At 62.2% G+C, this 23,795-nt stretch carries 22 protein-coding genes; 7 read left to right on the top strand and 15 right to left on the bottom strand.

Annotation, left to right across the window (positions count from 1 at the left end):
- Positions 1 to 175: 175 nt before the first annotated feature.
- From BB029_RS32555 to BB029_RS24845, 3 genes are all read left to right on the top strand, one after another.
- Positions 176 to 442, top strand: coding sequence for a hypothetical protein (locus BB029_RS32555; RefSeq protein WP_083236488.1), 267 nt, complete (start codon positions 176 to 178; stop codon positions 440 to 442).
- Positions 443 to 557: 115 nt separating this feature from the next.
- Positions 558 to 788, top strand: a complete 231-nt coding sequence (locus BB029_RS24850) for a hypothetical protein (protein ID WP_065927941.1) — start codon at positions 558 to 560, stop codon at positions 786 to 788.
- 72 nt (positions 789 to 860) lie between these two features.
- Entirely contained in the window at positions 861 to 1,097 is a 237-nt protein-coding gene (locus BB029_RS24845; protein ID WP_027606523.1) for a DUF2789 domain-containing protein, read from the top strand.
- 81 nt (positions 1,098 to 1,178) lie between these two features.
- Here the strand turns inward: BB029_RS24845 and BB029_RS24840 are convergent, their stop codons facing one another.
- The 13 genes from BB029_RS24840 to iolC all read right to left on the bottom strand — a co-directional run bounded on the left by BB029_RS24840 (position 1,179) and on the right by iolC (position 16,474).
- Positions 1,179 to 2,411: a methyl-accepting chemotaxis protein gene (locus BB029_RS24840; RefSeq protein ID WP_371914638.1), complete on the bottom strand. Its 1,233-nt coding sequence runs from the start codon at positions 2,409 to 2,411 to the stop codon at positions 1,179 to 1,181.
- Positions 2,412 to 2,957: 546 nt separating this feature from the next.
- Entirely contained in the window at positions 2,958 to 3,362 is a 405-nt protein-coding gene (locus BB029_RS24835; protein WP_003191666.1) for a TraR/DksA C4-type zinc finger protein, read from the bottom strand.
- 325 nt (positions 3,363 to 3,687) lie between these two features.
- Complete coding sequence (locus tag BB029_RS24830; protein ID WP_024076018.1) at positions 3,688 to 4,710, bottom strand: ABC transporter permease; 1,023 nt, start codon at positions 4,708 to 4,710, stop codon at positions 3,688 to 3,690.
- A 58-nt stretch (positions 4,711 to 4,768) separates the two neighbouring features.
- The gene (locus tag BB029_RS24825; protein WP_065941178.1) at positions 4,769 to 6,322 is read right to left on the bottom strand and encodes a sugar ABC transporter ATP-binding protein; all 1,554 of its coding nucleotides are present in this window, start codon (positions 6,320 to 6,322) and stop codon (positions 4,769 to 4,771) included.
- A 65-nt stretch (positions 6,323 to 6,387) separates the two neighbouring features.
- Positions 6,388 to 7,323 (bottom strand): sugar ABC transporter substrate-binding protein, encoded by a 936-nt coding sequence (locus BB029_RS24820; RefSeq protein WP_065941177.1) that lies wholly within the window; start codon positions 7,321 to 7,323, stop codon positions 6,388 to 6,390.
- Between the two features lie 48 nt (positions 7,324 to 7,371).
- Complete coding sequence (locus BB029_RS33390) at positions 7,372 to 7,548, bottom strand: hypothetical protein (protein WP_162844258.1); 177 nt, start codon at positions 7,546 to 7,548, stop codon at positions 7,372 to 7,374.
- Positions 7,549 to 7,675: 127 nt separating this feature from the next.
- The gene (locus BB029_RS24815; protein ID WP_065941176.1) at positions 7,676 to 8,704 is read right to left on the bottom strand and encodes a Gfo/Idh/MocA family oxidoreductase; all 1,029 of its coding nucleotides are present in this window, start codon (positions 8,702 to 8,704) and stop codon (positions 7,676 to 7,678) included.
- A gap of 240 nt (positions 8,705 to 8,944) precedes the next feature.
- Complete coding sequence (locus BB029_RS24810) at positions 8,945 to 9,955, bottom strand: Gfo/Idh/MocA family protein (protein ID WP_065941175.1); 1,011 nt, start codon at positions 9,953 to 9,955, stop codon at positions 8,945 to 8,947.
- Positions 9,956 to 9,974: 19 nt separating this feature from the next.
- Entirely contained in the window at positions 9,975 to 11,906 is a 1,932-nt protein-coding gene (gene iolD / locus BB029_RS24805; protein WP_065941174.1) for a 3D-(3,5/4)-trihydroxycyclohexane-1,2-dione acylhydrolase (decyclizing), read from the bottom strand.
- 10 nt (positions 11,907 to 11,916) lie between these two features.
- A complete protein-coding gene (locus BB029_RS24800) occupies positions 11,917 to 12,732 on the bottom strand; it encodes a TIM barrel protein (protein WP_065941173.1) in 816 nt (271 codons plus the stop codon).
- A gap of 23 nt (positions 12,733 to 12,755) precedes the next feature.
- Positions 12,756 to 13,544 carry a 5-deoxy-glucuronate isomerase gene (gene iolB / locus BB029_RS24795; RefSeq protein ID WP_065941172.1) on the bottom strand — a complete coding sequence of 263 codons (789 nt, stop codon included), beginning with the start codon at positions 13,542 to 13,544 and terminating at the stop codon, positions 12,756 to 12,758.
- Complete coding sequence (gene iolE, locus BB029_RS24790) at positions 13,541 to 14,434, bottom strand: myo-inosose-2 dehydratase (protein WP_065941171.1); 894 nt, start codon at positions 14,432 to 14,434, stop codon at positions 13,541 to 13,543. The genes iolB and iolE overlap by 4 nt, the downstream gene beginning before the upstream one ends.
- A 102-nt stretch (positions 14,435 to 14,536) precedes the next feature.
- Positions 14,537 to 16,474 (bottom strand): 5-dehydro-2-deoxygluconokinase, encoded by a 1,938-nt coding sequence (gene iolC, locus BB029_RS24785; protein ID WP_065941170.1) that lies wholly within the window; start codon positions 16,472 to 16,474, stop codon positions 14,537 to 14,539.
- A 284-nt stretch (positions 16,475 to 16,758) separates the two neighbouring features.
- Between iolC and BB029_RS24780 the strand changes: the two genes are divergently transcribed.
- Positions 16,759 to 17,667: a MurR/RpiR family transcriptional regulator gene (locus tag BB029_RS24780; protein ID WP_010211026.1), complete on the top strand. Its 909-nt coding sequence runs from the start codon at positions 16,759 to 16,761 to the stop codon at positions 17,665 to 17,667.
- On the opposite strand, the gene BB029_RS24775 is transcribed toward BB029_RS24780, so the two are convergent.
- Positions 17,597 to 19,081, bottom strand: coding sequence for a PLP-dependent aminotransferase family protein (locus BB029_RS24775; protein ID WP_065941169.1), 1,485 nt, complete (start codon positions 19,079 to 19,081; stop codon positions 17,597 to 17,599). The genes BB029_RS24780 and BB029_RS24775 overlap by 71 nt on opposite strands.
- 92 nt (positions 19,082 to 19,173) lie before the next feature.
- Here BB029_RS24775 and BB029_RS24770 point away from each other — a divergent pair, with 92 nt between their 5' ends.
- Positions 19,174 to 20,397, top strand: a complete 1,224-nt coding sequence (locus tag BB029_RS24770; protein ID WP_065941168.1) for a multidrug effflux MFS transporter — start codon at positions 19,174 to 19,176, stop codon at positions 20,395 to 20,397.
- A 98-nt stretch (positions 20,398 to 20,495) separates the two neighbouring features.
- Here the strand turns inward: BB029_RS24770 and BB029_RS24765 are convergent, their stop codons facing one another.
- Positions 20,496 to 21,401, bottom strand: a complete 906-nt coding sequence (locus tag BB029_RS24765; RefSeq protein ID WP_065927953.1) for a hypothetical protein — start codon at positions 21,399 to 21,401, stop codon at positions 20,496 to 20,498.
- 324 nt (positions 21,402 to 21,725) lie between these two features.
- Here BB029_RS24765 and BB029_RS24760 point away from each other — a divergent pair, with 324 nt between their 5' ends.
- The gene (locus tag BB029_RS24760; protein WP_027606536.1) at positions 21,726 to 22,409 is read left to right on the top strand and encodes a response regulator transcription factor; all 684 of its coding nucleotides are present in this window, start codon (positions 21,726 to 21,728) and stop codon (positions 22,407 to 22,409) included.
- Positions 22,387 to 23,781, top strand: a complete 1,395-nt coding sequence (locus BB029_RS24755; protein ID WP_027606537.1) for a HAMP domain-containing sensor histidine kinase — start codon at positions 22,387 to 22,389, stop codon at positions 23,779 to 23,781. Before BB029_RS24760 ends, BB029_RS24755 begins: the two co-directional genes overlap by 23 nt.
- The last annotated feature ends 14 nt before the right edge of the window (positions 23,782 to 23,795 follow it).

Genomic DNA, 23,795 nt, shown 5'->3' with positions numbered 1-23,795 from the left:
CGCTTCAGAGAATAACACTATTAAAAACGCAGTTTCCGACAGCTCATATAAACAAAAACATCTCGGCGTGGAACCAGACGCCGACTGCCGACAACAATACTAAAACAGCGACACGGGTCAAAACCACCTGTAACGCTGCTGGTGGGTCAACAAGATCGATCGACAGGAGCTGACCATGCAACGACGCCAATACGACGCTACGTCTTCCCGCACTCGCTCATCATGTCAGGACGAACAGCAATACTACTGCTTACGCAGTCCCAACGGGTACCCCAATTCGGTTCTTTACCAAGTTGTACCCGCCGGAAGAAACTTCTTCCATATCCGCGAAGTCACCAGTGGCAGGATCAAAGGCTTTCGCAGCGACCACATCAAGGCCTGCGAACTGGCCAAGCGGCTGGAGGCCTCACTGCACGGCGGAATCGTTTCGTCACCCGGATGACTTTACTGCGCCGCCGCCCTTCAACAACTGCCATACTGGCCTGTCCATTGGAATTTGCCCCCGCACGGGCCAGGTTTCATCAGTGCTGTTGGTTACCTCGAAGGGAAGGCGATACGTGACGGAATTTGATATTGGCGAATTTTTCATCCATGGCGACGCAAGGGAAGTAGACGGTGAGTTTCAAGCAGTGATCGTGATGCGCGCCAAGCCGCCGTTGACCACCGTTACCACGCACCAGGTCGAAAAAGACCGTTGGTTCAAGACCCTCGATACTGCCGCCAGCGCCGGAAAAGAATCCGCCCAGGCACTCAAGGCAGCAGTGGATTCAGGGGCACTGACCTCCTGACAATCCGATCGAACTCTACCGCGCCACAAGCCTCCCATGCATAACGATCCCGAAACCCGCACGGAGACTGACATGGACGCGCCAATACCGACACTCGAAACCTTATTTGAACAACTGGGCCTGGACTCAACCCCCGAAGCTATCGACGCCTTCATTGTCGCGCACCCGCTGAGTGACGACGTCAAGTTGATCGACGCGCCGTTCTGGACGCCGCAACAGGCACAGTTCCTCAAGGAAGAACTGCGTGAAGACGCCGATTGGGCCATGGCGGTGGATGAGCTGAACCAGCGCCTGCATCAACCGCAGTAATCCACACAATGCCGGCTGCCTGGGCGCAATAGCGCTTGCCAGGCAGCTGGTATTTCCCCGCCTCACAGACAACAACACGCCCTAGCCCGCAGCCTTCGCTCCCTCCGGCTTATACCCCAGGCGCAGGCCACCCCAATGCCGCCCCCGGACCATGATCGGCACCGACAAGTCGTGCATCAACTCGCCGGTATCGCGGGTGTAGGTCTGCAATAACACCGCTTGCTGGTGGCTGCCGCAGCGGATGCCGGTGCGGTCTTCGAACTTGCGCTTGGTGCGGTTCTGCACCGCATCGACCTGGGCATCGCCGGTCAGCGCCTGGGAAAACGCCTTGTTGTGCGTCGGCACATAGCCCTGGGGCGTGCAGGCAATGGCAAATACCAAGCCTTCATGGCGTGGCAGCAGTGCTTCCTGGATGGCCGGCAGCACCTGGTCGGTGTAGCCATCGAACCGGCTGTGGTACTTGCTCGGGCTGGTGTTGGGGATCAAGGTGTAGCTGCGGTCGAACAAGTCATCCAGGCTGATGCGGTTCTGCTGTACATCGGCTTCGAATTGCGCGGCAATCCGGCTCGCGCCTTCGCGCGCCAGGTCGTAGATGCGCTGGTGATAGTCATCCAGCCCGACTTCCGCCAGGCGCTCGCTGATCGTTTCGGCCTGCCCTTCCATCTGCACAGCGGCATCGGCCAACTGGCGGGTCTGCTGGTCGCTCACGATAAGATCGCTGCGCATTTGCTCCACGGCATGGAACAGGCTGTCGAGTTGGGCGCGGTTGTTGTCGGTGCCCTGGGCGATTTCATTGACCTGGCCTTCCACACCCGCCGCCAGGCCGGCAATGTTCTCCAGGTGCTCGCCGGCGTGCTCCACCTGCTCGACACCGGTGTGCAAGTCTGCCGAGAGCTGGCGAATCTGCTCAACCACCTGGGCAGTGCGTTGCTGGATATCCGCCACCATCACCCCGACTTCATCGGTGGCCGTGGCCGTGCGGCCCGCCAGCCCACGCACTTCATCCGCCACCACGGCGAACCCGCGACCGTGCTCACCGGCCCGCGCCGCTTCAATCGCGGCGTTGAGCGCCAACAGGTTGGTCTGGCTGGCGATGGACTGAATCACCAGGGTCACCCGCTGGATTTCTTCACTGCGTTGGCTCAGGGCTTCAATCAACTCCCGACTGGCGTTGGCGCGCTGGCTGAGCTGATGCATACGAATGATCGACTGGGCCAGCACTTCACGGCCTTCAGTGCTGCGCTGATGGGCCTGGCTGGCCGCCTGCAGGGCCTCGCGACTGAGTTGAGAGGTGACCTTTTCGGTGCTGATCATCACCTCGGCACTGCTGACGATCTGCTTGGCCGCGCCCAATTGCGATTGCACTCGAGCCGCCAGTTGCTTGACCGAGTAGGCGACGCCGGCAGCGGACAGTGCGTTGTGGCTGGTGGTATAGGACAGATCGCGGGTCAGCTCGCCAATGGCATCGGCAGTGGCGGGCGGTGCCGTGCGGGAGGTGCGGTTCATAAGGCCTGGCAGCCAGATCACCAGCAAGGCAATGGGCAGGCAGAGGTAGATCGGCAGGCTGGCAAACGCCAGGCCCAGCAGTACCAGCACCAGGGCGGCGCTCTGCAGGAGCGGCATCAACCAGCCAGGCAACCCGCGCACCACCGGTTGCGGTGGCACTGCTGCGCCCATCAGAGCTCCGTCTCCAGCCATCGTCGTTACCCCACTGTTTGTCATTTTTGTCCCTGCATTAAACGCCACTATCCAGCCATTATCCATGGGCCTTTAGTGGGGTAGCTTGCAGCAGATCAATAGACGGGGCGTAACGGGTCTTTCTCCGGGGAACCGCCCAGGCGATCCCCCAGCTTCAGCGCATCAGGCTTGGCGCTGGTGCTTGTCGATCTGCTCGTGGCGCTCTTGCGCTTCGATGCAGTACTTGGTGGTCGGGCTGATCAGCAGGCGCTTGAGGCCGATAGGCTCGCCGCTGTCATCGCACCAGCCGAAGGAGTCTTCCTTGATGCGTTCCAGTGCACGCTCAAGCTGCGGCAGCATGCGCTGGTCGCGGTCGATGGCATTGACCAGCCAGGTGCGCTCTTCTTCAACGGAAGCGGCGTCGGCCGGGTCGGCCGGGGTGTCCAGGCTTTCAATGGCGATGCGGTTCTGCTCAATGCGCTCGTGGTGTTCCACCTTCATGTCCTGCAGCAACTTCTCGAAAAAAGCGTGCTGTTCGGCATTCATGTAGTCATCCGCCGGCATGGCCAGCAACTTTTCCTTTGTCATTGATTTCTCTATAAAAAATACGTGCATTAAGGCGAATAAGGGAGCGTTCCGGTCGACCTCTGCAGGTCTCGGAAAGGCGCCATCCATTCCAAGCGCCACCCGGCACTCAATTTACGAGGGGCGGCAGTCTAAGGCCGACTTGAGGGCACAGCAACTGAAATGACAGGCATTTTTTCCGATATAACCCCCAAAGGCACCAGGACGGGCTTGGCGAATGGTCATCGGAGTGCGTTTATAGCAGGAAAGTTCGTACAGCAGCTATAAGCCGCAAGCTGCAAGCGACAAGCTGTAGAGCTCATCGGAATTGCAGCTTGCAGCTTGAAGCTCAGCGCTTGAGCTTGCGCTTATTGCGGTACTGGTCGATCACCACCGCCACCACAATGATCAGGCCTTTGATGATGTCCTGGATATACGCATCCACCCCGACAAAGGTAAACCCGCTGGCCATCACCCCAAGGATCAGTGCGCCGATCACGGTACCGGTGATACGCCCTACCCCGCCCGCCAGGCTGGTGCCGCCGATCACCGCGGCGGCAATCGCATCCAGCTCATAGGACATGCCCATGCCCGCCTGGCCGGTGGCGGCGCGTGCCGAGGCCACCACACCCGCCAGGCCTGCCAGGAGGCCGGCAATGCTGTAGACGATGATCAGGTGCCGCTTGACGTTGATCCCCGACGTCCGCGCCGCCTGCATATTGCCGCCAATGGCGTAGGTGTACTTGCCGTACTTGGTGTAGCGCAGGGCGATATGGAAGATCACCGCCACCACCAGGAAAATGATCACCGGCATCGCGCCATGACCGATGGCCGTGTACGAATCCGAGAGCATGCTCACCGGCTGGCCTTCGGTGTAGTAGCGCGCCAGGCCACGAGCCGAGACCATCATGCCCAGGGTCGCGATAAACGGCGGAATACCGGTGACGGCGATGATGCTGCCGTTGATCGCCCCCGCCAGCAGCCCCACACCCAACCCCATCGCCACCGGAATCCACACCGGCAAGTCCGTCAGCGAAGGGAACACCGCGCGGGAAAAGTCGGAGGTTTGCGCCAAACTGGCGGCGATCATCGCCGACAGCGCCAGCACCGAGCCCGACGACAGGTCGATCCCCGTGGTGATGATCACCTGGGTCACCCCGATGGCCAGCAGGCCGATGATGGACACTTGCAGGATCATCAGCACCAGGCGCTGGGAGTTCATCAGGAAGCTCTGGTCCCGCACGATCCAGCCAAACAGCTCAAACACCAGGCCGATGCCGATCAGCACCAGGAAGATGCTCAGCTCGGTGGGCAAGCGCCGACGGTGCTTGACCGGGGCCGTGGCAGGCTTGTTGTCCGTTATTGCGTTCATAGCCAATCACCTTCTTATTCTATGGCACGGGCCAACCGCAGGCCCGCGCGGCTGTTCGTCAGTGGACCGCGGTCATACCGGAGGCCAGCTGCATGACTTTTTCCTGGGTCGCATCGGCGCGATCCAGGGTGCCCATCAGTTCGCCTTCGTGCATCACCATCACCCGGTCGCTCATGCCCAGCACTTCAGGCAGCTCGGAGGAAATCATGATCACCGCCATGCCTTCGCTGGCGAGGAAGGCGATGAGGCGATAGATCTCGGCCTTGGCCCCCACGTCGATGCCCCGGGTCGGTTCATCGAGGATCAGCAAGCGTGGGTTGGTCATCAACCAGCGCGCCAGCAAGGCTTTCTGCTGGTTGCCGCCGGACAGGGTGTCGATGCACTGCTCCAGGGACGGCGTCTTCACCCGCAGTTTCTTGCACATGTCCTCGCACAGGGCGCGCAGGGCTTTCTGCTGGATAAAACCGTTGCCCGAATAGTGCGGCAGCACGGCCATTTCCATGTTTTCCAGCACCGACAGGCAGGGGAACAGGCCACTGAGCTTGCGGTCCTCGGTCAACAGCGCAAAGCCTTTTTCGATGGCCATGTGCGGGTCGCTGATGCGCACCGCCTCGCCATCCAGGGTGATCTGCCCACCGCTGCTGGGGGTGATGCCGAAAATGGTTTCCGCCACATTGGTGCGCCCCGAGCCCATCAGCCCGGCGATGCCGAGGATCTCACCGGCATGCAGGTCGAACGACACGCCCTGGAACACCCCGTCCAGGCGCAGGTCGCGCACCGACAGCAGCAGTTCGCCGATGGGCGTCTCGCGCACCGGGAACAACTGGCTCAGCTCGCGGCCCACCATCATCGAGATCAGGCTGTCGCTGTTCATACTGTCGGCGCGTTGCAGGCCGATGTACTGGCCGTCGCGGAACACCGCCACTTCATCGGCAATGGCGAACACTTCGTTCATTTTGTGCGTGATGTAGACGATGCCTTTGCCCTGGGCCTTGAGGTCGGCAATGATCGAAAACAGGTGGGCCACTTCCTTCTCGGTAATGGCCGATGTCGGTTCATCCATGATCAGGATGTCGGAGTCATAGGACACAGCCTTGGCAATCTCGACCATCTGCCGCTCGGCGATGCTCAGGTTGCCCACGTGTTCCTCGGGGTCCAGGTTGATGCGCAGGCGCGCCAGCAACTCGGCGGTGCAGCGGTGCATTTCGCGGTGGTTGACCATGTGCAGGCTGTTGAGCTGCTCGCGGCCGATCCAGATATTCTCGGCGATGCTCATGTGCGGCATCAGGTTGAGCTCCTGGTGGATCATCGCGATCCCGGCTTTCTGCGCCGCCAGCGGCGTGTCAAACACGATGGGCTTGCCGCGCAGGCGGATTTCACCGGCGTCGGGCTGGTAGATGCCGGCGATGATTTTCATCAAGGTCGACTTGCCCGCACCGTTCTCGCCCATCAGCGCCAGCACCGTACCGGGGCGTACACGCAGTTGTACGTCGGCCAGGGCCACGACGCCGGGAAAGCCTTTGCTGATGTTGACGATTTCCAACAGGTAGGGTTCGTCCAGCGGCAACGGCTGGATCCCGGGAGGCTGCGAGACAGTGGCTTGAGCGAGCATAAGACGGTACTCCATCAGCAGGGCGGGCACGACCGCCCTGCCGGTTCATTGTTGTTATGTCAGGGCTACTTGAACGTGGCGACGTTTTCCGGGGTGATCAGCTGGAACGGGATGATCACGTTCTGCTCGACCGGCTCGTTCCTGGCCATTTTGCGCGCCGCTTCCACCGAACCCACTGCCTGGCCCTTGGCGTCCTGGAACGCGGAGGCGGCCATGTCACCCTTGGTGATCGCATTCAAGCCATCCGGCGTACCGTCGACCCCCGCAATCAGCACACTGCCCTTTTCCTTGCCGGCCGATTTCAGCGCCATGGACGCGCCGATGGCCATCTCATCGTTGTTGGCCAGCACCGCATTGAACTCGCGGCCTTGGGTCAGCCAATCGTTGACCAGGGTCATGCCCTTGTCCCGCAGCCAGATGCCGGTTTGTTCCTGTTCGATCTTGATGTCCGGGTACTTGGCCAGCACTTCCTTCACGCCCTTGGTGCGGTTGGTGGTGGAATTGTTCGCCAGGTCGCCCAGCAGGATCACGATCTTGCCCTTGCCGCCGAGCTTCTCAGCGATGTATTGCATTTGCAGCTTGCCGGCCTCGACGTCATCGGAGGTCACGGCCACCACGTCCTTGGGCAAGTCCTTCTGGTCGGGACGGCGGTTGACGAACACCAGCGGGATGCCGGCCTTGGTCGCGGCATTGATGATGTTCTTGGTAGAGGCCGTGTCGACCGGGTTGACGATAATGGCGTCGACTTTCTGGCTGATGAAGTTCTCCACCTGGCTCAGCTGCTTGACCACATCGGCGCGGGCGTCTTCGAACTGCAGCTGCACGCCGTCACCCTTGGGATAGGACTTGGCCTGCTTGTCCATGTCTTCGCGCAGGTAAGTGAGGAAGGTGTCATCGAAGGCGGACATGCTCACGCCGACCTTGATGTCGGCGGCACTGGCAACACCGCTGGCCAGCAGCATGGATAAAGCCAGCGCGGTAAAACGGATCGGGGTCTTCATGAACGGTCTGTCTCCACTTTCTTGTTGGTTTTTTGGACGTTGCGTTTATCAGAGCTCGGCAGGCACGCGTACGACCGGTGCGCCTGGAATGCAGCAGACCAGCGCGCCCTGGTTTTCGACGCACAGCACATTAAGGAAGGAGAAGTAGAACGGCCGGGCGCGGGGCAGGCCGCGGGGCGTATGGGCAGGGCGTAAAACTCGCAGTACAGCGTTGAAGATTTTCATCTGACGGTACCTGGTTGTTTTTGATCTTGTTTTTGTTGAGTCGTGCGAATCGAGTTCGAACGTACTTTATGCAACCTGGAAAAGACTTTATTGGAAAATAATTTCCATATCAACCTGTTTTAGAATTTTATTCTATTTTTGTTGAAACCACCTGCTGGCGCTCGGCGCTGAGGCGTGCGGCGTCCAATATACGCGTGGTTTCCAGCGCGTCATAAGCGTCCACGGGCAACGGGCCATTCCCTTGCACCGCCGCTTGCAACTGGCGATAGAACTGGGTCCAGCAGCCCTTCTCCGACGGCACTCGCTCACGTTCCGGCCCCTGTTCGAACCAGCCCCAACGGCGATGTTCTTCTGCGCCCCAGTGCTCGCCCTCGGTTTTCGGCGACTTGCCGGCCATCAGCGCCTCTTCCTGGCCATCCAGCCCGTCCACGGTGTAGCAACCCGAGGTGCCACTGACGCGAAAACGCGGGGCCTGGCTGTTCTGCAGGGCGTTGCCCCACAAATGGGAAACCACCCCGTTGGCGTGGGTCAGGGAGACGAAGAAACCGTGGTCGACAGTGGGGTATTCAGGGGTGAACTGTAACTGCGCAAAGACCCGCTCCACCGGACCGAACAGTTGCAGCGCCTGGTCCACCAGATGGCTGCCCAGGTCGCGCAGCCAGCCGCCGCCGCTGGCATTGCCCACGGCCTGCGGGCTGTAGCGCTCGACGCGGGATTCAAAGCGGGTGATCTCGCCCAGGGCACCGGCGTCGATCAATTTGCGCAGGGTCAGGTAGTCCGAGTCCCAGCGCCGGTTCTGGTAGACGCTGAGCAACACCTCATGGCGCTCGGCGGCCGTGATCAGCGCCTGGGCCTGTTCGGCGTTGGCGGCAAAGGGTTTGTCACTGACCACCGCCACGCCGTGCTCGATGGCTTCCAGCACCAACGCCGGACGGCCCTTGAGGGTGGTGGAAATCACCAGGGCATCGACCCCGGCTTCGACGATCTGGCCGATGCTGTCAAAGGCCTGGACGCCGGGGTGGTCGGTTGCCAGTTGCTGGCGACGTTCGGGTGAGCGGGTGACGACACCGACAAACGTTGCGCCGGGCAAAGTTGCAATCAGCGGCGCATGAAAAAAGCGCCCTCCGTGGCCATAGCCGACAAGTCCGATTCGCATGATCAACTCCTGAGTTGAATTGGAAACCCAATCAACTGTGGGCGGGGGCTTGCCCTAATGCCAGTCAGTTAAGCGTACATCGCCTCCTGTAGGAGCGAGCTTGCTCGCGAAAAACGTCAACGATGACGCGTGCTTCCTGAATGAACGCGGCGCCTGTGAGTTTTTCGCGAGCAAGCTCGCTCCTACAAAAAGCCTTAAATGACTGGCATTAGGGCTTGCCCCTCCCACATTGACCGAGTGTTAACCGTAGAAGTGTGGGCGATCCGGCAGGCTGACCTTGACGATCTGCTCACTGCCCTGGGCCTCGATACACGCATCCGCCGCCACCGCCGCCGCAAAGCCATCCCACGCCGACGGCCCACCGACCTGACCGGCGCGCACGCTATCGATGAAGGCCTGCAACTCCACGTCATAGGCCCCGATAAAACGGTCCTTCCAATCCATCAGGATCGCGTTCGACAGCTTGGCCCCACTGCGCAACTGCACCTGGGACGGCTCCGGCAGTTTGGCGATACCGGTCTCCCCCACCACTTCGCACTGGATGTCGTAGCCGTACTGGCAGTTCACAAACACTTCCACGTCGATACGGGTGCCCTTGGCGGTTTCCAGCAGCACGATCTGCGGGTCGCGCAGATGGGCCAGGGCCTTGCTGGTCTTGCGCGGGAACACCACCTGCACCGACACGTAGTCGTCGTTGAGCAGCCAGCGCAGGACATCCAGCTCGTGAATCAGGGTGTCGGTAATCGCCATGTCGGTCTTGTAGTTCTCGCCCACTGTCGGGTTGCGGTGCGCGCAGTGCAGCATCAACGGCTCGCCGATCTGGCCGCTGTCGATCACCGCCTTGAGGGCGCGATAACCTTCGTCATAGGGGCGCATAAAGCCCACTTGCACCAGGCGCTTGCCGTAGGCCACTTCGGCGTCGACGATCTTGCGGCAGCCTTCAGCCGTCACCGCCAGGGGCTTTTCACAGAACACCGGTTTGCCGGCGGCGATGGCGGCGAGCACAAATTCCTCGTGGCTCGGGCCCCAGGACGTGACCAGGATCGCCTCGACCTGCGGCGAGTTGATCAGCCCATGGCCATCCGCGTACACCTCGGCGTCCAGCTTCAACTCCGCGACCACCTTGGCGGCCTGCTCAAGGTTGATGTCGGTCACCGCCACCACCTGGCTGTTGAGCAGGGTCTGGCTGCAACGACGAATATGATCGCGGCCAATGGCGCCGGTACCGATTACACCAAGCTTCAAAGACATACAAACGCTCCTCTTGTTATTAGTACTGCCGGGCCTTGGCCAGGTGTTCATTGAGTTTTTTCGCCGCCGCGTTGGTGCGCTCGCTGGTGGACACCTGCGCCACCCCCACCCGCCACCACGACAGGTAGCCGTGGACCATGGTCTTGGGCAGCACCTTGATGTCGATCAGGGTCGAGACGCTTTGCGTGCGCGCGTCCGCCAGAGCCGCTTCCAGCTGCTCCACCGTGCTGACCTTGTAGGTCTTGCAGCCATAGGCCGCCGCACTCATGGCGAAATCCACCGGCACCAGGCCGCCGTCGAGCTTGCCGCTCTCGGGGTTGCGGTAGCGGAACTCGGTGCCGAAGCTGTCCATGCCGTTGCCGATCTGCAGGTTGTTGATGCAACCGAAGGCCATGTTGTCGAGCAGCACCACGTTGATCTTGCGGCGTTCCTGGATCGAGGTGGCCAGCTCCGAGTGCAGCATCATGTAGGAGCCATCGCCGACCAGGGCATAGACCTCCTTGGAGGGCTCGGCGAGCTTCACGCCGAGGGCGGCGTTGATCTCATAGCCCATGCACGAATAACCGTACTCGACGTGGTAGGTGTTGACGCCCTTGCTGCGCCAGGCGCGCTGCAGGTCGCCGGGCAGGCTGCCGGCCGCGGCGACGATGATCGCGTCGTCGGCCAGGGTCTGGTTGAGGACGCCGAGCACCCGGCTCTGGGTCAGGCACGAGCCGGTCAGTTCGATGAATTCACGCAGCACGGCGCGGTCGAGGTGGTCGTCGACTTCCGGCACGAAATCATCGCCGTGGTACTCGACCTGATGGACACGGTCCACTTCGGCGTCCAGTTGCGCCTTGGCGTCGGCGATCTGCTCGCCCCAGCCGGAACGGTAATCACCAAGGGCATCGGCCAGCGCTTCGAGGGCGACCTTGGCGTCGGCCAGTACCTGCACGCCGTCGAGTTTCAAGGCGTCGCAGGGGCTGATATTGAGGTTGAGGAACTTCACCTCAGCATGCTTGAACAGCGATTTCGACGAGGTGGTGAAGTCGGTGTAACGGGTGCCGATGCCGATGATCAGGTCGGCCTCGGGCGCCAGCAGGTTGGCGGCCAGGCAGCCTGTCTCGCCGATACCGCCCACGTTGAGTGGATGGCTGGAGACCACCGCGCTCTTGCCCGCCTGGGTTTCGGCGAAAGGAATATCAAAGCGCTCGGCAAAGGCTTGCAAGGCAGCATTCGCACCAGAGTACTTCACGCCGCCACCGCAGATGATCAGCGGTTTGCGCTTGCCCCGGAAGGCGGCCAACCCATCGCCGATCATCGCGGCGGTGGCCGGGCGGCGGTCGATACGGTGCACCCGTTTTTGCAGGAAGTAATCGGGGTAGTCCCAGGCTTCGGCCTGCACGTCCTGGGGCAGCGCCAGGGTCACCGCGCCGGTTTCGGCAGGGTCGGTGAGCACGCGCATGGCATGAATCGCCGCCGTCATCAGTTGCTCGGGGCGGTTGATGCGGTCCCAGTACTTGCTCACGGAACGGAAGGCATCGTTGGTGCTGATACTCAGGTCGTGGAACTGCTCGATCTGTTGCAGCACCGGGTCAGGCTGGCGGCTGGCGTAGACATCGCCGGGCAGCAACAGCAACGGGATACGGTTGGCGGTGGCGGTCGCCGCAGCGGTGAGCATATTCGCCGCACCCGGGCCGACGGAGGCGGTGCAGGCGTAGATCTTGCGGCGCAGGTGCTGCTTGGCAAAACCGATGGCGGCATGGGCCATGCCCTGCTCGTTACGGCCCTGATGCACCAGCAGGTCGCCGCTGTCCTGTTCCAGGGCCTGACCCAGGCCCAGCACGTTGCCGTGGCCGAAAATGGTGAACACGCCGGCGACGAACTTGCTCTGCACGCCATCGACTTCGATGTACTGGTTATCCAAAAACTTCACCAGGGCCTGGGCCATGGTCAGTCGGGTGGTGGTCATGTCGCGCCCCTTATCGTTTCTGCAGGTGGGCGATGCTTGCCCCCAAGGCCTGCTGGATATCCGCCAGCTCGTGCACGCTTGTCGCAAACGGTTCGAACGACAGGTAGCCGCTGTAACCGCTGCTGAGCAAGGTGTCGATCTGCGCGGTATTGCCGAGGATATCGCCCTCGCCCACCAGCACGCGGTGGCCGTCGCGGATCGAATTGAGCGGCGCCTGGGCGTCTTCCACGCCGGAGATATGCACCAGCCCGGTCAGTTCCGGGAAGAACTCATGCTCGCTGGCCAGGTGGTGGTGGAAGGTGTCGTGCACCAGGCGGAATACATCCAGGCCGCCGATGGACTGGATCGCGTCCACCGCCACGCGCTTGCGGCGCATGGCACATTCTTCGAAGCCCAGGGGCTCGATAAACCCGAGAATCCCGTACTCGCGCAGGATCGGCGCCAGCTGGCTCAACGCGGTGCGCAAACCGGCGGCGCGCTGGGCTTCGTTGCGGGTGTCGCCGGGTTCATTGAACGGGCACATCACCAAGCCTTGCGCACCACATTCGCGGGCATAGGTGGCGAGCGCTATCGCCTGGGCGCGGCGCTCGTCATTCCACACGTCAAAGGGGTACAGCGCGTTGATCGACAGCACCGTGATGCCCTGGGCCGCGCACAATTCGCGCACGCGGCCGGCCGGGGTGCCGTATTCGATCTGGCGATCCTTGAGGTCGTTGCGAATCTCGATGGCATCGCATTTCAAGGCCACGGCCAGCTGGATGAAATCCGGCAGGGACAGGTTGGGCGCGACCATACGGTTGAGGGCAAAGCGTAGAGGCGACTTCATTGTTGTTCTCCGTCCAACACCGTTTAAAGGTCCAGCAGCCAGCTGTGCTGCGGGTCGTTGTGGAAATGCCAGGCGCGCTTGGGGCCGGCCATCACGTTCAGGTAGTAAGACTCGTAGCCATACGGCACGCTGACCGGGTGATAGCCCTTGGGCACCACCACCAGGTCGCTGTTTTCCACGGCCATAGCCTGGTCGATGCTGCGGTCGTCGGTGTACACCCGTTGGAACACGAAGCCCTGGGGCGGGTTGATCTGGTGGTAGTAGGTCTCTTCGAGAAAGCTCTGGTGCGGCAGGTCGTCGGTGTCGTGCTTGTGCGGCGGGTAGCTCGACGAATGCCCGGACGGCGTGCGCACTTCCACCACCAGCAGCGAATGGGCCGGGTCGGTATCCGGCAGGATGTCGCACACGTAACGGGTATTGGCGCCTTTGCCGCGGACGCTGCGCTTGCACTGTTCGGGGCGGATCAGGCGTGGCTCGAAACCCGGCGCACCCGGTGCGGCGCACACGGCAATCTGCACGTCGCTCAACGCGGTGACCTGGGCGTCGGTACCCGGCGGCAGATACGCGGCGAACGGCGATTTGTCCTCGAACACCGACTGGCGATCACCGAGGTTCTGCCAGTTGAAGCCCTCGCCTTCGATAGTCACCCGGCCGCTGAGCAGCACCAGGCAGAGCTCTTTATCGCCGGCAGTCACCGGCAATGTTTCGCCGAGGCTCAGACGGTAGGCGGCAAAGCCTACGTACTCCAGGCGGCCCTCTTCCAGGGCGACCATGGTCTGCCCGCGTTTACTGCTCTTTACCAGCAAGCTCATGGTTGGGTCCTCTCGTCGAGAAGCGCACGCAATGTGTCATAGCCCTTTTTCGCATAGACGTAGCTGGGCGCCACGGCCGGATCCTGCTCGGCTTCCACCACCAGCCAGCCCGCGTATTTCGCGGCCAGCAGCACATCGAGCAGCTCGGCAAAGTCGATATCGCCATCACCGGGCACGGTGAAGGTGCCGTTGACGATGCAATCGGGGAAGCTCCACATCTGGTTGCGCGCCAGTTGCACCACGGCTTTGCGCACGTCCTTGAAATGCACGTGGCAAACGCGGTCGATATGCTTGCGCAACACCTCGATGGGTTCGCCACCGCCCATGTAGCAGTGGCCCGAATCGAACAGCAGGCCGACTTCCGGCCCGGTACGGCCCATCAACTGATCGATGTCTTCAGGCGATTCGACGTAAGCGCCCATATGGTGGTGGTAGGCCAGGCGCACGCCCTGGGACAGGGTAAAACGCGCCAGCTCCGTGAGTTTGTCGGCGTAGTCCTGCCAGGCCTGTTCACTGTGGAACCGCGGACGTTCGATCAGGCGAATGCGCGAGCCCTGGATCGAATCGGCCACCTCGCCGTACACCAGCACCTTGGCGCCGTTTTGTTTCAGCAGTTCGACGTGGCCGGCGATGGCCTCGATTTCTTCGGCCACCGAGCGACGGGCCAGGCGACTGGAGTACCAGCCGGAGACCAGCGCCAGGTCATAGGGGCGCAGGACGTCGCCGACACCCTTGGCGTCCTTGGGGAATTTGCCGTTGAGCTCGAAACCTTCGTAGCCGATTTCCTTGCCTTCGCTCAGGGCGGTGCTCAGCGGGGTTTCACCGCCGAGGGCCGGAAGGTCGTCGTTGCTCCAGGAGATCGGGTTGATGCCAATTCGGATTGCGGGCATGGCTGCACCTTTATTATTTTCTGGTATCACTGAGATCTGCTTTCTATGGGAGGGGGCAAGCCCCCTCCCACATTTGATTGCATTGCACATTTAGGACTGGGTTCAGCCTCGGGCACTGCGCCAGGCGTTGATCAACTGCTCAAAGGTCGCCTGGACCTGCTGGATCAACGTCTCATCATCGATCTCCCCCGCCATCCACAAACGGCTCGGTTCCTGGAAGATCGTGCGGCCCACGGCAAACCCACGGCAGGTGCTGCTCTGGCTGGCTTGCTGGAAGCCGGCGGCCAGGCATTCGGCCGAGGCGTTCAGGCCCAGCAACACCACGCCACGGCAGTACGGGTCGCGTTCCTGGATCAGTTCGTCGAGCTTTTTCCAGTCCTCGGCCGACTGGGCCTCGATCTTCCACCACGCCGGGTAGATGCCCAGGTTGTACAGGCGCTTGAGGCTGCGGTAGAGCACGTCCGGGTAAGTGGACGGATGATCCTTGGGCGGGATGACTTCCAGCAGCAACTCATGGCCGCTGGTCACCGACGCCTCGTACACCGCCTTGAGTTGCGCTTCCTGTTCCAGGCGCAACATGGGCTCGTCGTCGGGGTGGTATTGCACCAGGCACTTGATGACCTGCTCCTGGGGCCAGGCAATCAGGTTGCTGCCGATCGAGCGGCCATGTTCGAACGCCAGGGGCCGCGAGTTCTGCACTTCCACCGGACGCGCGATCCACCAGCCGCGACCGCTGGCGGCATTCAGCGCGTCCTGGCCGAAGCGCTGGTCGGCCAACAGGCCCACATCGGCCTCGACGCCCTGCTCGGCGAGCTTTTTCTCCACACGTTCGATGGCCTGGATAAACAGCTGCTTGATCTCGCTGATGCGGGTCAGGTCCTGGCCGCCGCGTTGCGCCAGGTCCACCAGTTGCCAGCGGTGGTCGAAGGCAAAGATGAACAGTTGCTTCCAGGCCTTGCGCGGCACGGTGACGCGGTGCAGGCGTTGCAGGGTCGCGTCCTGGTCAGGCCGGGTGATCGGCACCGGGCTGTTGAACAGGTAATCCAGTTCGGCCGGGGTCGGCATGGCCGGCGCACAGGCGTGGCGCGAGACCACGAGACCACCGCAGGCGTTGGCCAACTGGCTGCAACGCTCATCGCTGGCGTCATTGATCCAGCCGCTGAGGAAGCCCGACATAAAGGCATCGCCGGCGCCCAGCACGTTAAGCACTTCAACCCGCACGCCAGGATAGATGGCGCCCTCTTCCAGGCGCGCCGGAATTGCACCGTGGATCACCGTGCAGCCTTGCGGGCCGAGCTTGACCACCAGGGTCGCCGGGGTCAGGTCGCGCACGGTGCGCAGGGCGGTGAGCAGATCTTCGCTGCCGCCGGCGATCAGGAATTCTTCTTCGGTGCCGACGATCAGGTCGAAACGCGGCAGGATTTTCTGCACATGCTGGCTGACGTTCTGGTCGGCGACAAACCGGGTTTCACCGTCGGCCTTGCCCGCCAGGCCCCACAACACGGGGCGGTAGTCGATATCCAGCACGCGCTTGACGTTGTGCTTGGCCGCATAGTCCAGGGCCTGGAGGCTGGCCTTGTACACGCCGTCGGTGGAGAAATGCGTGCCGGTGATCAGCAAGGCCTTGCTCGAGGCAATAAAGGCTTCGTTGACGTCTTCGGCGCGCAGGGCCATGTCGGCGCAGTTTTCGCGGTAGAACACCAGCGGGAAGGTTTCGCGGTCCTTGAGGCCCAGCAGCACCATGGCGGTGAGGCGTTCCGGGTCGACCTTGATGCCGCTGACATCGCAGCCTTCGCGGGCCAGGGATTCCACCAGGAAGCGGCCCATATGGTCGTCCCCCACCCGGCTCAACATCGCCGACTTGAGCCCCAGCCGGGCAGTGCCGAACGCGATATTGGCGGAGGAACCGCCGAGGTATTTGGCGAAGCTGGACACGTCCTCAAGCCGCGCACCTACTTGCTGTGCGTAGAGGTCGACGCCCAGGCGCCCGAGGCAAATCAGATCCAATTGACGCCCACTGGCAAAACGAGTCTGGCCCATGCTGGCTCCTGTTATTTTTATCAGCCTGCGTTGTGCCGCCGTGGCGACGGCAAACGCTCTTGGTGGGAGCAGACTAGAACGTCCGGCGGCAGCAATCAATATTTATTCCAGAATTATTTTTAGTGGAATATTTTTTCCAATACGTCAGCATAGGGGCACGCCAGCCACCGTGCATCGTTTCAGCAGGCCACGCGGGCCGTGATGCCGGGGTATTTTTTTGCGCCTACCCTGTAGACTTGCGCCACCCATCAGCGCATCAGAAGAACACGCCAGAAGGATTGCCCATGTCCCGCACCGATCCCGAGACCACCCTGGAAGACACCATCGCCAGCCCTCCGATCAACGCCGAACGCCTGTTGCAGCTGATCACCGACGAATACGAAAGCCTGCCGCGCCAGCTCAAGCGCATCGCCAGCTACATGAGCCAGCAGAGCGACCGGATCATGGTCGACCGCATCAGCGACATCGCCCGCGAATGCGAAGTGCATCCTTCGGCGATCGTGCGGTTTTCCCAGCGTTTCGGCTTCAGTGGGTTCAGTGAGATGCAGGCGCTGTTTCGCGAGGCCTACACCCACAAGACCACACCGGTGCAGAACTACCAGCAGCGCATCCGCAGCATGATCGCCAACAAGTCACAGAAAGCCAGCGGCGGCGACCTGGCCCGCGAATGCGTCAATGCAACCCTGTCGGGTATCGAGCGCCTGGGGCTGGAGCTCGATGACGTGGCTTTCGACAAGGCCGTGGACCTGGTGGTCAACGCCGACAACATCTACGTGGTCGGCGTGCGCCGTTCGTTCGCGGTGGCCGATTACCTGGTCTACAACCTGCAGCACACCAACAAACGCATCCACCTGATTTCCGGTTTGGGCGGCAGCTATCGCGAGCAGATGCGCAGCGTGCGTGCCAATGACCTGGTGATCGCCATCAGCTTCACGCCCTACGGCAAAGAGACCCAGCACTGCCTGCGGATCGCCCAGCACCATCAGGCCAAGACCCTGATCATCACCGACAGCAACCTGTCGCCCCTGGCCAAGCGGGCCAACGCGGTGCTGTTGGTGAATGAAGGCTCGTCGTTTGCCTTCCGTTCGTTGAGCGCCACCTTGTGCCTGTGCCAGGCGTTGTTTATTGCCGTGGCGTACCGGCTGGAGTTGAAGGTGGATGAGATTCACGAGCAGGTCGGGTTTGATGACTGACCGGCAGTAATTGGGCTAACGCGCGCCCATGAAAGCGGATCTGCGCCAGGGTCAACGCGGTGTAGCCGATGATGACCGCCGGCGGCAGGATCGCCTCGACGCAGAACGTGCCCAGGGGCTGTAACGCCAGCCCGACGGCAGCAGCACGGGAACAGAACTCGCCCTCCTCGACACCGCTCGGCAACCACAACACAAAATGCAATCCGGCCTGCTGCCCACTGATCGTACAGTGCGACCCAAGGCAGTCGAGCAACACATCGCGCCGCGCCTGATAGGCCTGGCGCGAAGCCCGCAAGTGGCGCACGAAAGCGCCGCTGCCGAGAAACTCCAGCAACCCCGACTGATCGCTGGCGCCCACCGACTGCCCGGTGAGTTGCAGGGTGCGCAGCAAGGCCGGGCGCAGTGCCTTGGGCACCACCATGAAGCCGACGCGCAAACCGGGGAACAGGTTTTTGTTGAAGCTGCCGCAGTAGATCACGCGGTCATGGGCGTTCAGGGATTTGAGCGCCGCCAGCGGTGCGCTGTGGTAGTTGTATTCGCTGTCGTAGTCGTCTTCCGCCACCCAGGCTTCGGCGCGGGCAGCCCAGTCCAGCAGCGCCAGGCGTCGCGACACCGACAGGGTCATGCCCAGCGGTGCCTGGTGGGCCGGGGTGACGTAGGCCAGGCGAGCCGCGTCGGGGAGTTGCGCGGTATCCAGCCCTTCGGCCGTGACCGCAATCGCCTGGACCTGCGCCCCCGCCAGCCCGAACAGGCGGCGCGCGGGTGGATAGCCTGGGTCTTCGACGCAGGCCGTGTCACCGGGCTTGAGCAGCGTGCGCGCGATCAGGTCAAGGGCGTGGCGAATACCGCTGGTGACGATCACTTCATCCGCCTCGCAGTGCATGCCGCGATAGCTGCGCAGGTAGTCGGCGATCTGTGCGCGCAGTTCCGGCAGCCCGGCGGGATGGCCCGCTTCGAGCGCCCCCGGCCCTGCCGATAGCAGCCCCCGGGAAATACAGCGGGCCCAGGCCTTCCTGTCAAACAGGCTGGCGTCCGGGCGCCGCGCGACAAAAGGCACATGGCTCTGCACCCCGGACTCGGGGCGATCAACCGCCACTTCGCGACGAGGCATCGCGCGCGGTGCAGGTGCCGCAATGAATTGCTCGGGGATCACCGCACACACCCGCGTACCGGAGCCGGCCACGCGCTGCACATAGCCCTCGCTGTGCAGACGGTCGAATGCCGCCTCCAGGGTGCCACGGGATAACTGCCAGCGTTCGGCGAGGCTGCGGGTGGATGGCAAGCGACTGCCCGCCGGCAGCTGTCGGTTCAGGATCGCTGCACGCAGGGCCTCGTAGGCCCCTTGCTGCTTTCCCCTGTCCAAACTGTCGGGGCGCGGCAGGTCCAGGGCGGAAGGGGTTTTTCCTCGGCTCATAGTGGTCCAATCATTTTTGCCACAAGCGGCCCTGAGGATTAAACCACAAAGCCGCTAGAGTCCGGGCTCTACTCCTTGCACAGAAGCCTCCCATGACGCAACGCGCCCTCTCCCCGTGGTTCTGGCTGATACTGCTGACCGTGCTGATCGGCCTGCCACGTATCACCCTGGACATGCACCTGCCTGCCCTGCCCGCTATGGCCGACTACTTCCAGACCAGCGACAGCCAGTTGCAACTGACCCTCACGCTGTACACCTTCGGTTCGGCGGTCTCCCTGCTGATCAGCGGCCCGTTGACCGACCGCTTCGGCCGCCGTCCGGTGTTGTTGGCGGGACTTTTCCTGTATGTGCTGGCCACCGTGGCCTGCGCCCTCGCCGACAGCATCGCCGTGCTGATCATCGCCCGCCTGTTCCAGGCCCTCGGCGGGTGCTGCACCACGGTGATCGGTCGGGTGATCGTGCGCGACTATTTCGACCGCGATGAACAGGCACGCTTGCTCGGCCTGATTTCCATGGCCATGGCCGTGTCACCGATGGCCGCGCCGGTGCTGGGCAGCCTGATGTTGCCCTTCATCGACTGGCGCGGCCTGTTTGTACTGCTCGGCGTGATCGGTGCAGTGCTCTACGTGGTGGTGTACCGCCGCCTGCCCGAAACCCGCCCGGCCGATGTCGCCGCCGCGCCGCCGGGCAACCTGCTGCGCCTCTATGGCCAGTTACTGCGCGACCGCTATTTCCTGCGCTATTCCCTGGCGATCGGCTGCGTGTACAGCACCTATTTTCCGTTTATCAGTGAGTCGTCGGCGCTGCTGCAGCGAGGCTTTCACTTGTCGACCACGGCCTATGCACTGGTGTTCGCGGCCACGATCAGCGGCTACATGCTCGGCGCAAACCTGTTCCGCAGGCTGGTGCGGCGCTTCGAGCCGGACCGTTTGATCCATGCCGCTATCGGCTTGAACGTGCTGGGCAGTGTGATACTTGCGGCGGCCACCACCGCCATGCCGGGGCAATGGCTGGCGATCGTGCTGCCGATGCTGGTGATCATGGTGTCGGTGGGGATGGTGATTCCGGCGTGCCAACTGTCGGTGTTGCAGCCGTACGGTGCGATTGCGGGAACCGCATCGGGGTTGTTCTTCTTTACCCAGATGTTCCTCACTGCCGTGAGCAGTTGGGCCACCGGGCTGCTGTCCGACGGTACGTCGCAGCCGCTGGTGATCATGACCGCCGTTGCCAGCGCACTGTTGGCAGCAACCTGGCTGACACTCCACAAACCCAAATGTGGGAGGGAACTTGTCCCCTCCCACATCAGGCCGAGCTGAACTCGGGATCAGTGCATGAAAATTGCGATCAGGATGATCACCGGGATCGGCACGCCGAGGAACCAAAGCAGTAATGAGCGCATGTTGTTCTCCTTGAATTAACGAACGTAGGTTTCGGTTTCGACGTACACCACGGCATCCCGACGACGACCGCCGAAGGTTGCAGCGAAACTGGCAAAGAAAGCGCCGATCAACAGGGCGACAAAGGTCCACAGCGAGGTATAGGCGGCGACTTTGGCGGCCGTTTCAGCGGCTTGCTTGGCCTTGAGCTTGGCGTCTTCCACCGCTTTACGCGCATCGCCGTAGACTTTGTCGATACGCGCTTCGGCATCGGCCTGGCTGAGGTTGGTGCGCTGGCTGATCAACTGGGCCAGGTAGGCACGGTCTTCAGCGGCGAGTTGACCGTCATTGCTCAGGGTGCGGGTGAAAATGCGCGCAACCACGCCATGGGCAGCGTCATCACTGACGGCAACCGGGCGATCGTCACGAAACAGGCTGTCGACGTAGTAGTCAAAATCGCCACCGTTGACGCCTTTGGCTGCGCTGCCTGCGGCCTGAGTGATACCGCTGGCCGCACCGGCTGCCACGCTGGCACCGGCTTTCACGCCGCCGGTGACCACACTGCTGACCGAACCGACCACCAGCACGGCAGTGATCAGCGTGGCGACTGCCCAGGCCAGGAAACCATGGGCGGTGTCGCGAAAGTACACTTCATCGCCATGCATATTGGCCCACTTCACTCGCAACCGGCCGGCGATATAACCGCCCAGGCCCGAGGCAACGATCTGGGTAAAGGCCAGCCAGACAATCGTGGAAATGCCAAGCCCCTTGGCGCTGATGCCGCTGTCGGCCCACGGCGACACCGCCGAGAAACCCAGGCCGAAGCCCAGCAATACCAGAATCAGGGATAACGCAGCCGCCGCAGCGGCCCCGGCAAAGATAGCCCCCCAGGAAACCCCGGAGCGCGCGCTCGACTCTTGCAGCGTGGATGACGATGTGATCATTGTTATGGTGCTCCCGGCAGGAAAAATAGTGTTACAAGTCTCAAAAGGGACAGTGCAGGCAGCATGCCAGTCGCGCTGAAAATTAAATCCGTTGTATTTCAACAAGTTAAGTAAATTGAACTTGCCTGAACCATGCAACTTGCAAGAAATGGCTGTTGCAGGCGGGCGTAATGCATTCCCTGTGGAAGGAGATTACTCCCCGGCCGGTACCCGCCATGAAAGTTGTGTCAGTTTTGCCAACATGAAGTTTTATTTAGGAAGCGTTCAGCCATTTCTTGGCAAAATGCCCCCACTTCTAGTGTGAATCGCTCACCAGGTAATCCTATGACCCGCATTTTGACCATCGAGGATGACGCCGTAACGGCCCGCGAGATCGTCGCCGAGCTGAGTAGCCATGGACTGGACGTAGATTGGGTGGACAACGGTCGCGAAGGCCTGGTCCGCGCCGTGAGTGGTGATTACGATCTGATCACCCTCGACCGCATGCTGCCGGAACTCGATGGCCTGGCCATCGTCACCACCCTGCGCACCATCGGCGTATCGACGCCGATCCTGATGATCAGCGCCCTCTCCGACGTCGACGAGCGCGTGCGTGGCCTGCGCGCCGGCGGTGATGACTACCTGACCAAGCCTTTCGCCTCCGACGAAATGGCCGCCCGCGTCGAAGTGCTGCTGCGCCGCAAAAGCACGGTCAAGGAATTCGAGACGGCCCTGCGCGTGGCCGACCTGGAGCTGAACCTGATCAGCCGCGAAGCCAGCCGCGCCGACCAGCCCCTGAGCCTGCTGCCCACCGAATACAAACTGCTGGAATTCCTGATGCGCAACACCGGCCAGATCCTGTCGCGGATGATGATCTTCGAGGAAGTCTGGGGTTATCACTTCGACCCGGGCACCAACCTGATCGACGTGCACATCGGCCGCCTGCGCAAGAAAATCGATCCACCGGGCCTCCCGCCGCTGATCCGCACGGTACGAGGTTCCGGTTATGTCATTGCTGAACCCCTCTAAGGGCTGGCGTTCGTCCAGCAGCCGCTTGCTGGCGCTGTACAGTTCGTTGTTCGTGGCCTGGAGCTGCATCCTCATGGGGGTGCTGTATTACGAGGTCTCGGGTTACCTGAGTGACCTGTCGCGCCATTCGCTGATGCAACGCCAGCACCTGTTCCAGCGCTTCGACGGCGAAGAACTGGTGGAAGCGTTGACCACCAGCATGACCTTCGACATGAAGGGCGTGGACGCCTACGGCCTGTTCGATGAGCAGTTCCGCCCCTTGAGTGGGCCGATCCGCGCGATTCCCTCCGACCTGCCGCTGGACGGCAAGATCCACACCCTGGCCAATTGCGTCGACTCCGACGACCCCAAACTGCCCAAGGACAGCTGCGACGCCGTCGCCAGCCATACCGACGACGGCCGCTGGCTGGTACTGGTGCGCGCCAATGGCTCGCTGTTCGGTGTGACACGGATCATCTGGCATGCCCTGCTGTGGGCGCTGTCCCTGACCATTATCCCCGGCGCCGCCGGCTGGCATCTGTTGCGCCGCCGCCCGCTGCGCCGGATCCGCGGGATCCAGGCCAGCGCCGAAGCCATCGTCGCCGGCGACCTCACCCACCGCTTGCCGCTGTCCAACCGGCGTGACGAACTGGACATGCTCGCGGCCATCGTCAACGCCATGCTCGACCGCATCGAGAAACTGATGAATGAGGTCAAGGGCGTGTGCGACAACATCGCCCACGACCTGCGCACCCCATTGACCCGCCTGCGTGCGCAGCTCTACCGCATCCGCCAGGAGGCCGAGCAGGACTCCGGCTACGCGGTGAAACTGGACGACGCCATCGCCGAGACCGACACCCTGATGGCGCGCTTTCGCGGGCTGTTGCGTATCTCTGAGCTGGAAGACCACCAGCGCCGTTCCGGTTTCCTGGTGATGGACCCGCTGCCGCTGCTGCGCGAGTTGCATGACTTCTACCTGCCCCTGGCCGAGGAAGGCGAATTGCAGTTGCGACTCGAAGTCCCCGAGTCCCTGCCATGGATCACCGGCGACCGCGCCCTGTTGTTCGAAGCCCTGGCCAACCTGCTGAGCAACTCCATCAAGTTCTCTCCAGCGGGCGGCGCAGTGATCCTGCGGGGGCTCAACGATGCCGGCAGCACGCGCATCGAAGTGCACGACTCCGGGCCCGGCATACCGGCGGCAGAACGCGATGCGGTGTTCCAGCGGTTTTATCGGGTGGATGAAGGCGACCAGCAAGGCGGGTTTGGGTTGGGCCTGTCGATTGTGGCCGCGATCATCAACTTGCATGGGTTCAAGCTGGAAGTGGGCACCAGCGAGCAAGGCGGCGCGCGCCTGGTGCTGGAGTGCCGCCAGCAACTGATGCCCGAAGCCTGATCCATAAGCCAGTG

The organism is Pseudomonas sp. S3E12, from assembly GCF_001702295.1.
GTDB classification, from domain to species: domain Bacteria; phylum Pseudomonadota; class Gammaproteobacteria; order Pseudomonadales; family Pseudomonadaceae; genus Aquipseudomonas; species Aquipseudomonas marginalis.
This window is presented reverse-complemented; position numbering and strand designations above follow the sequence as displayed.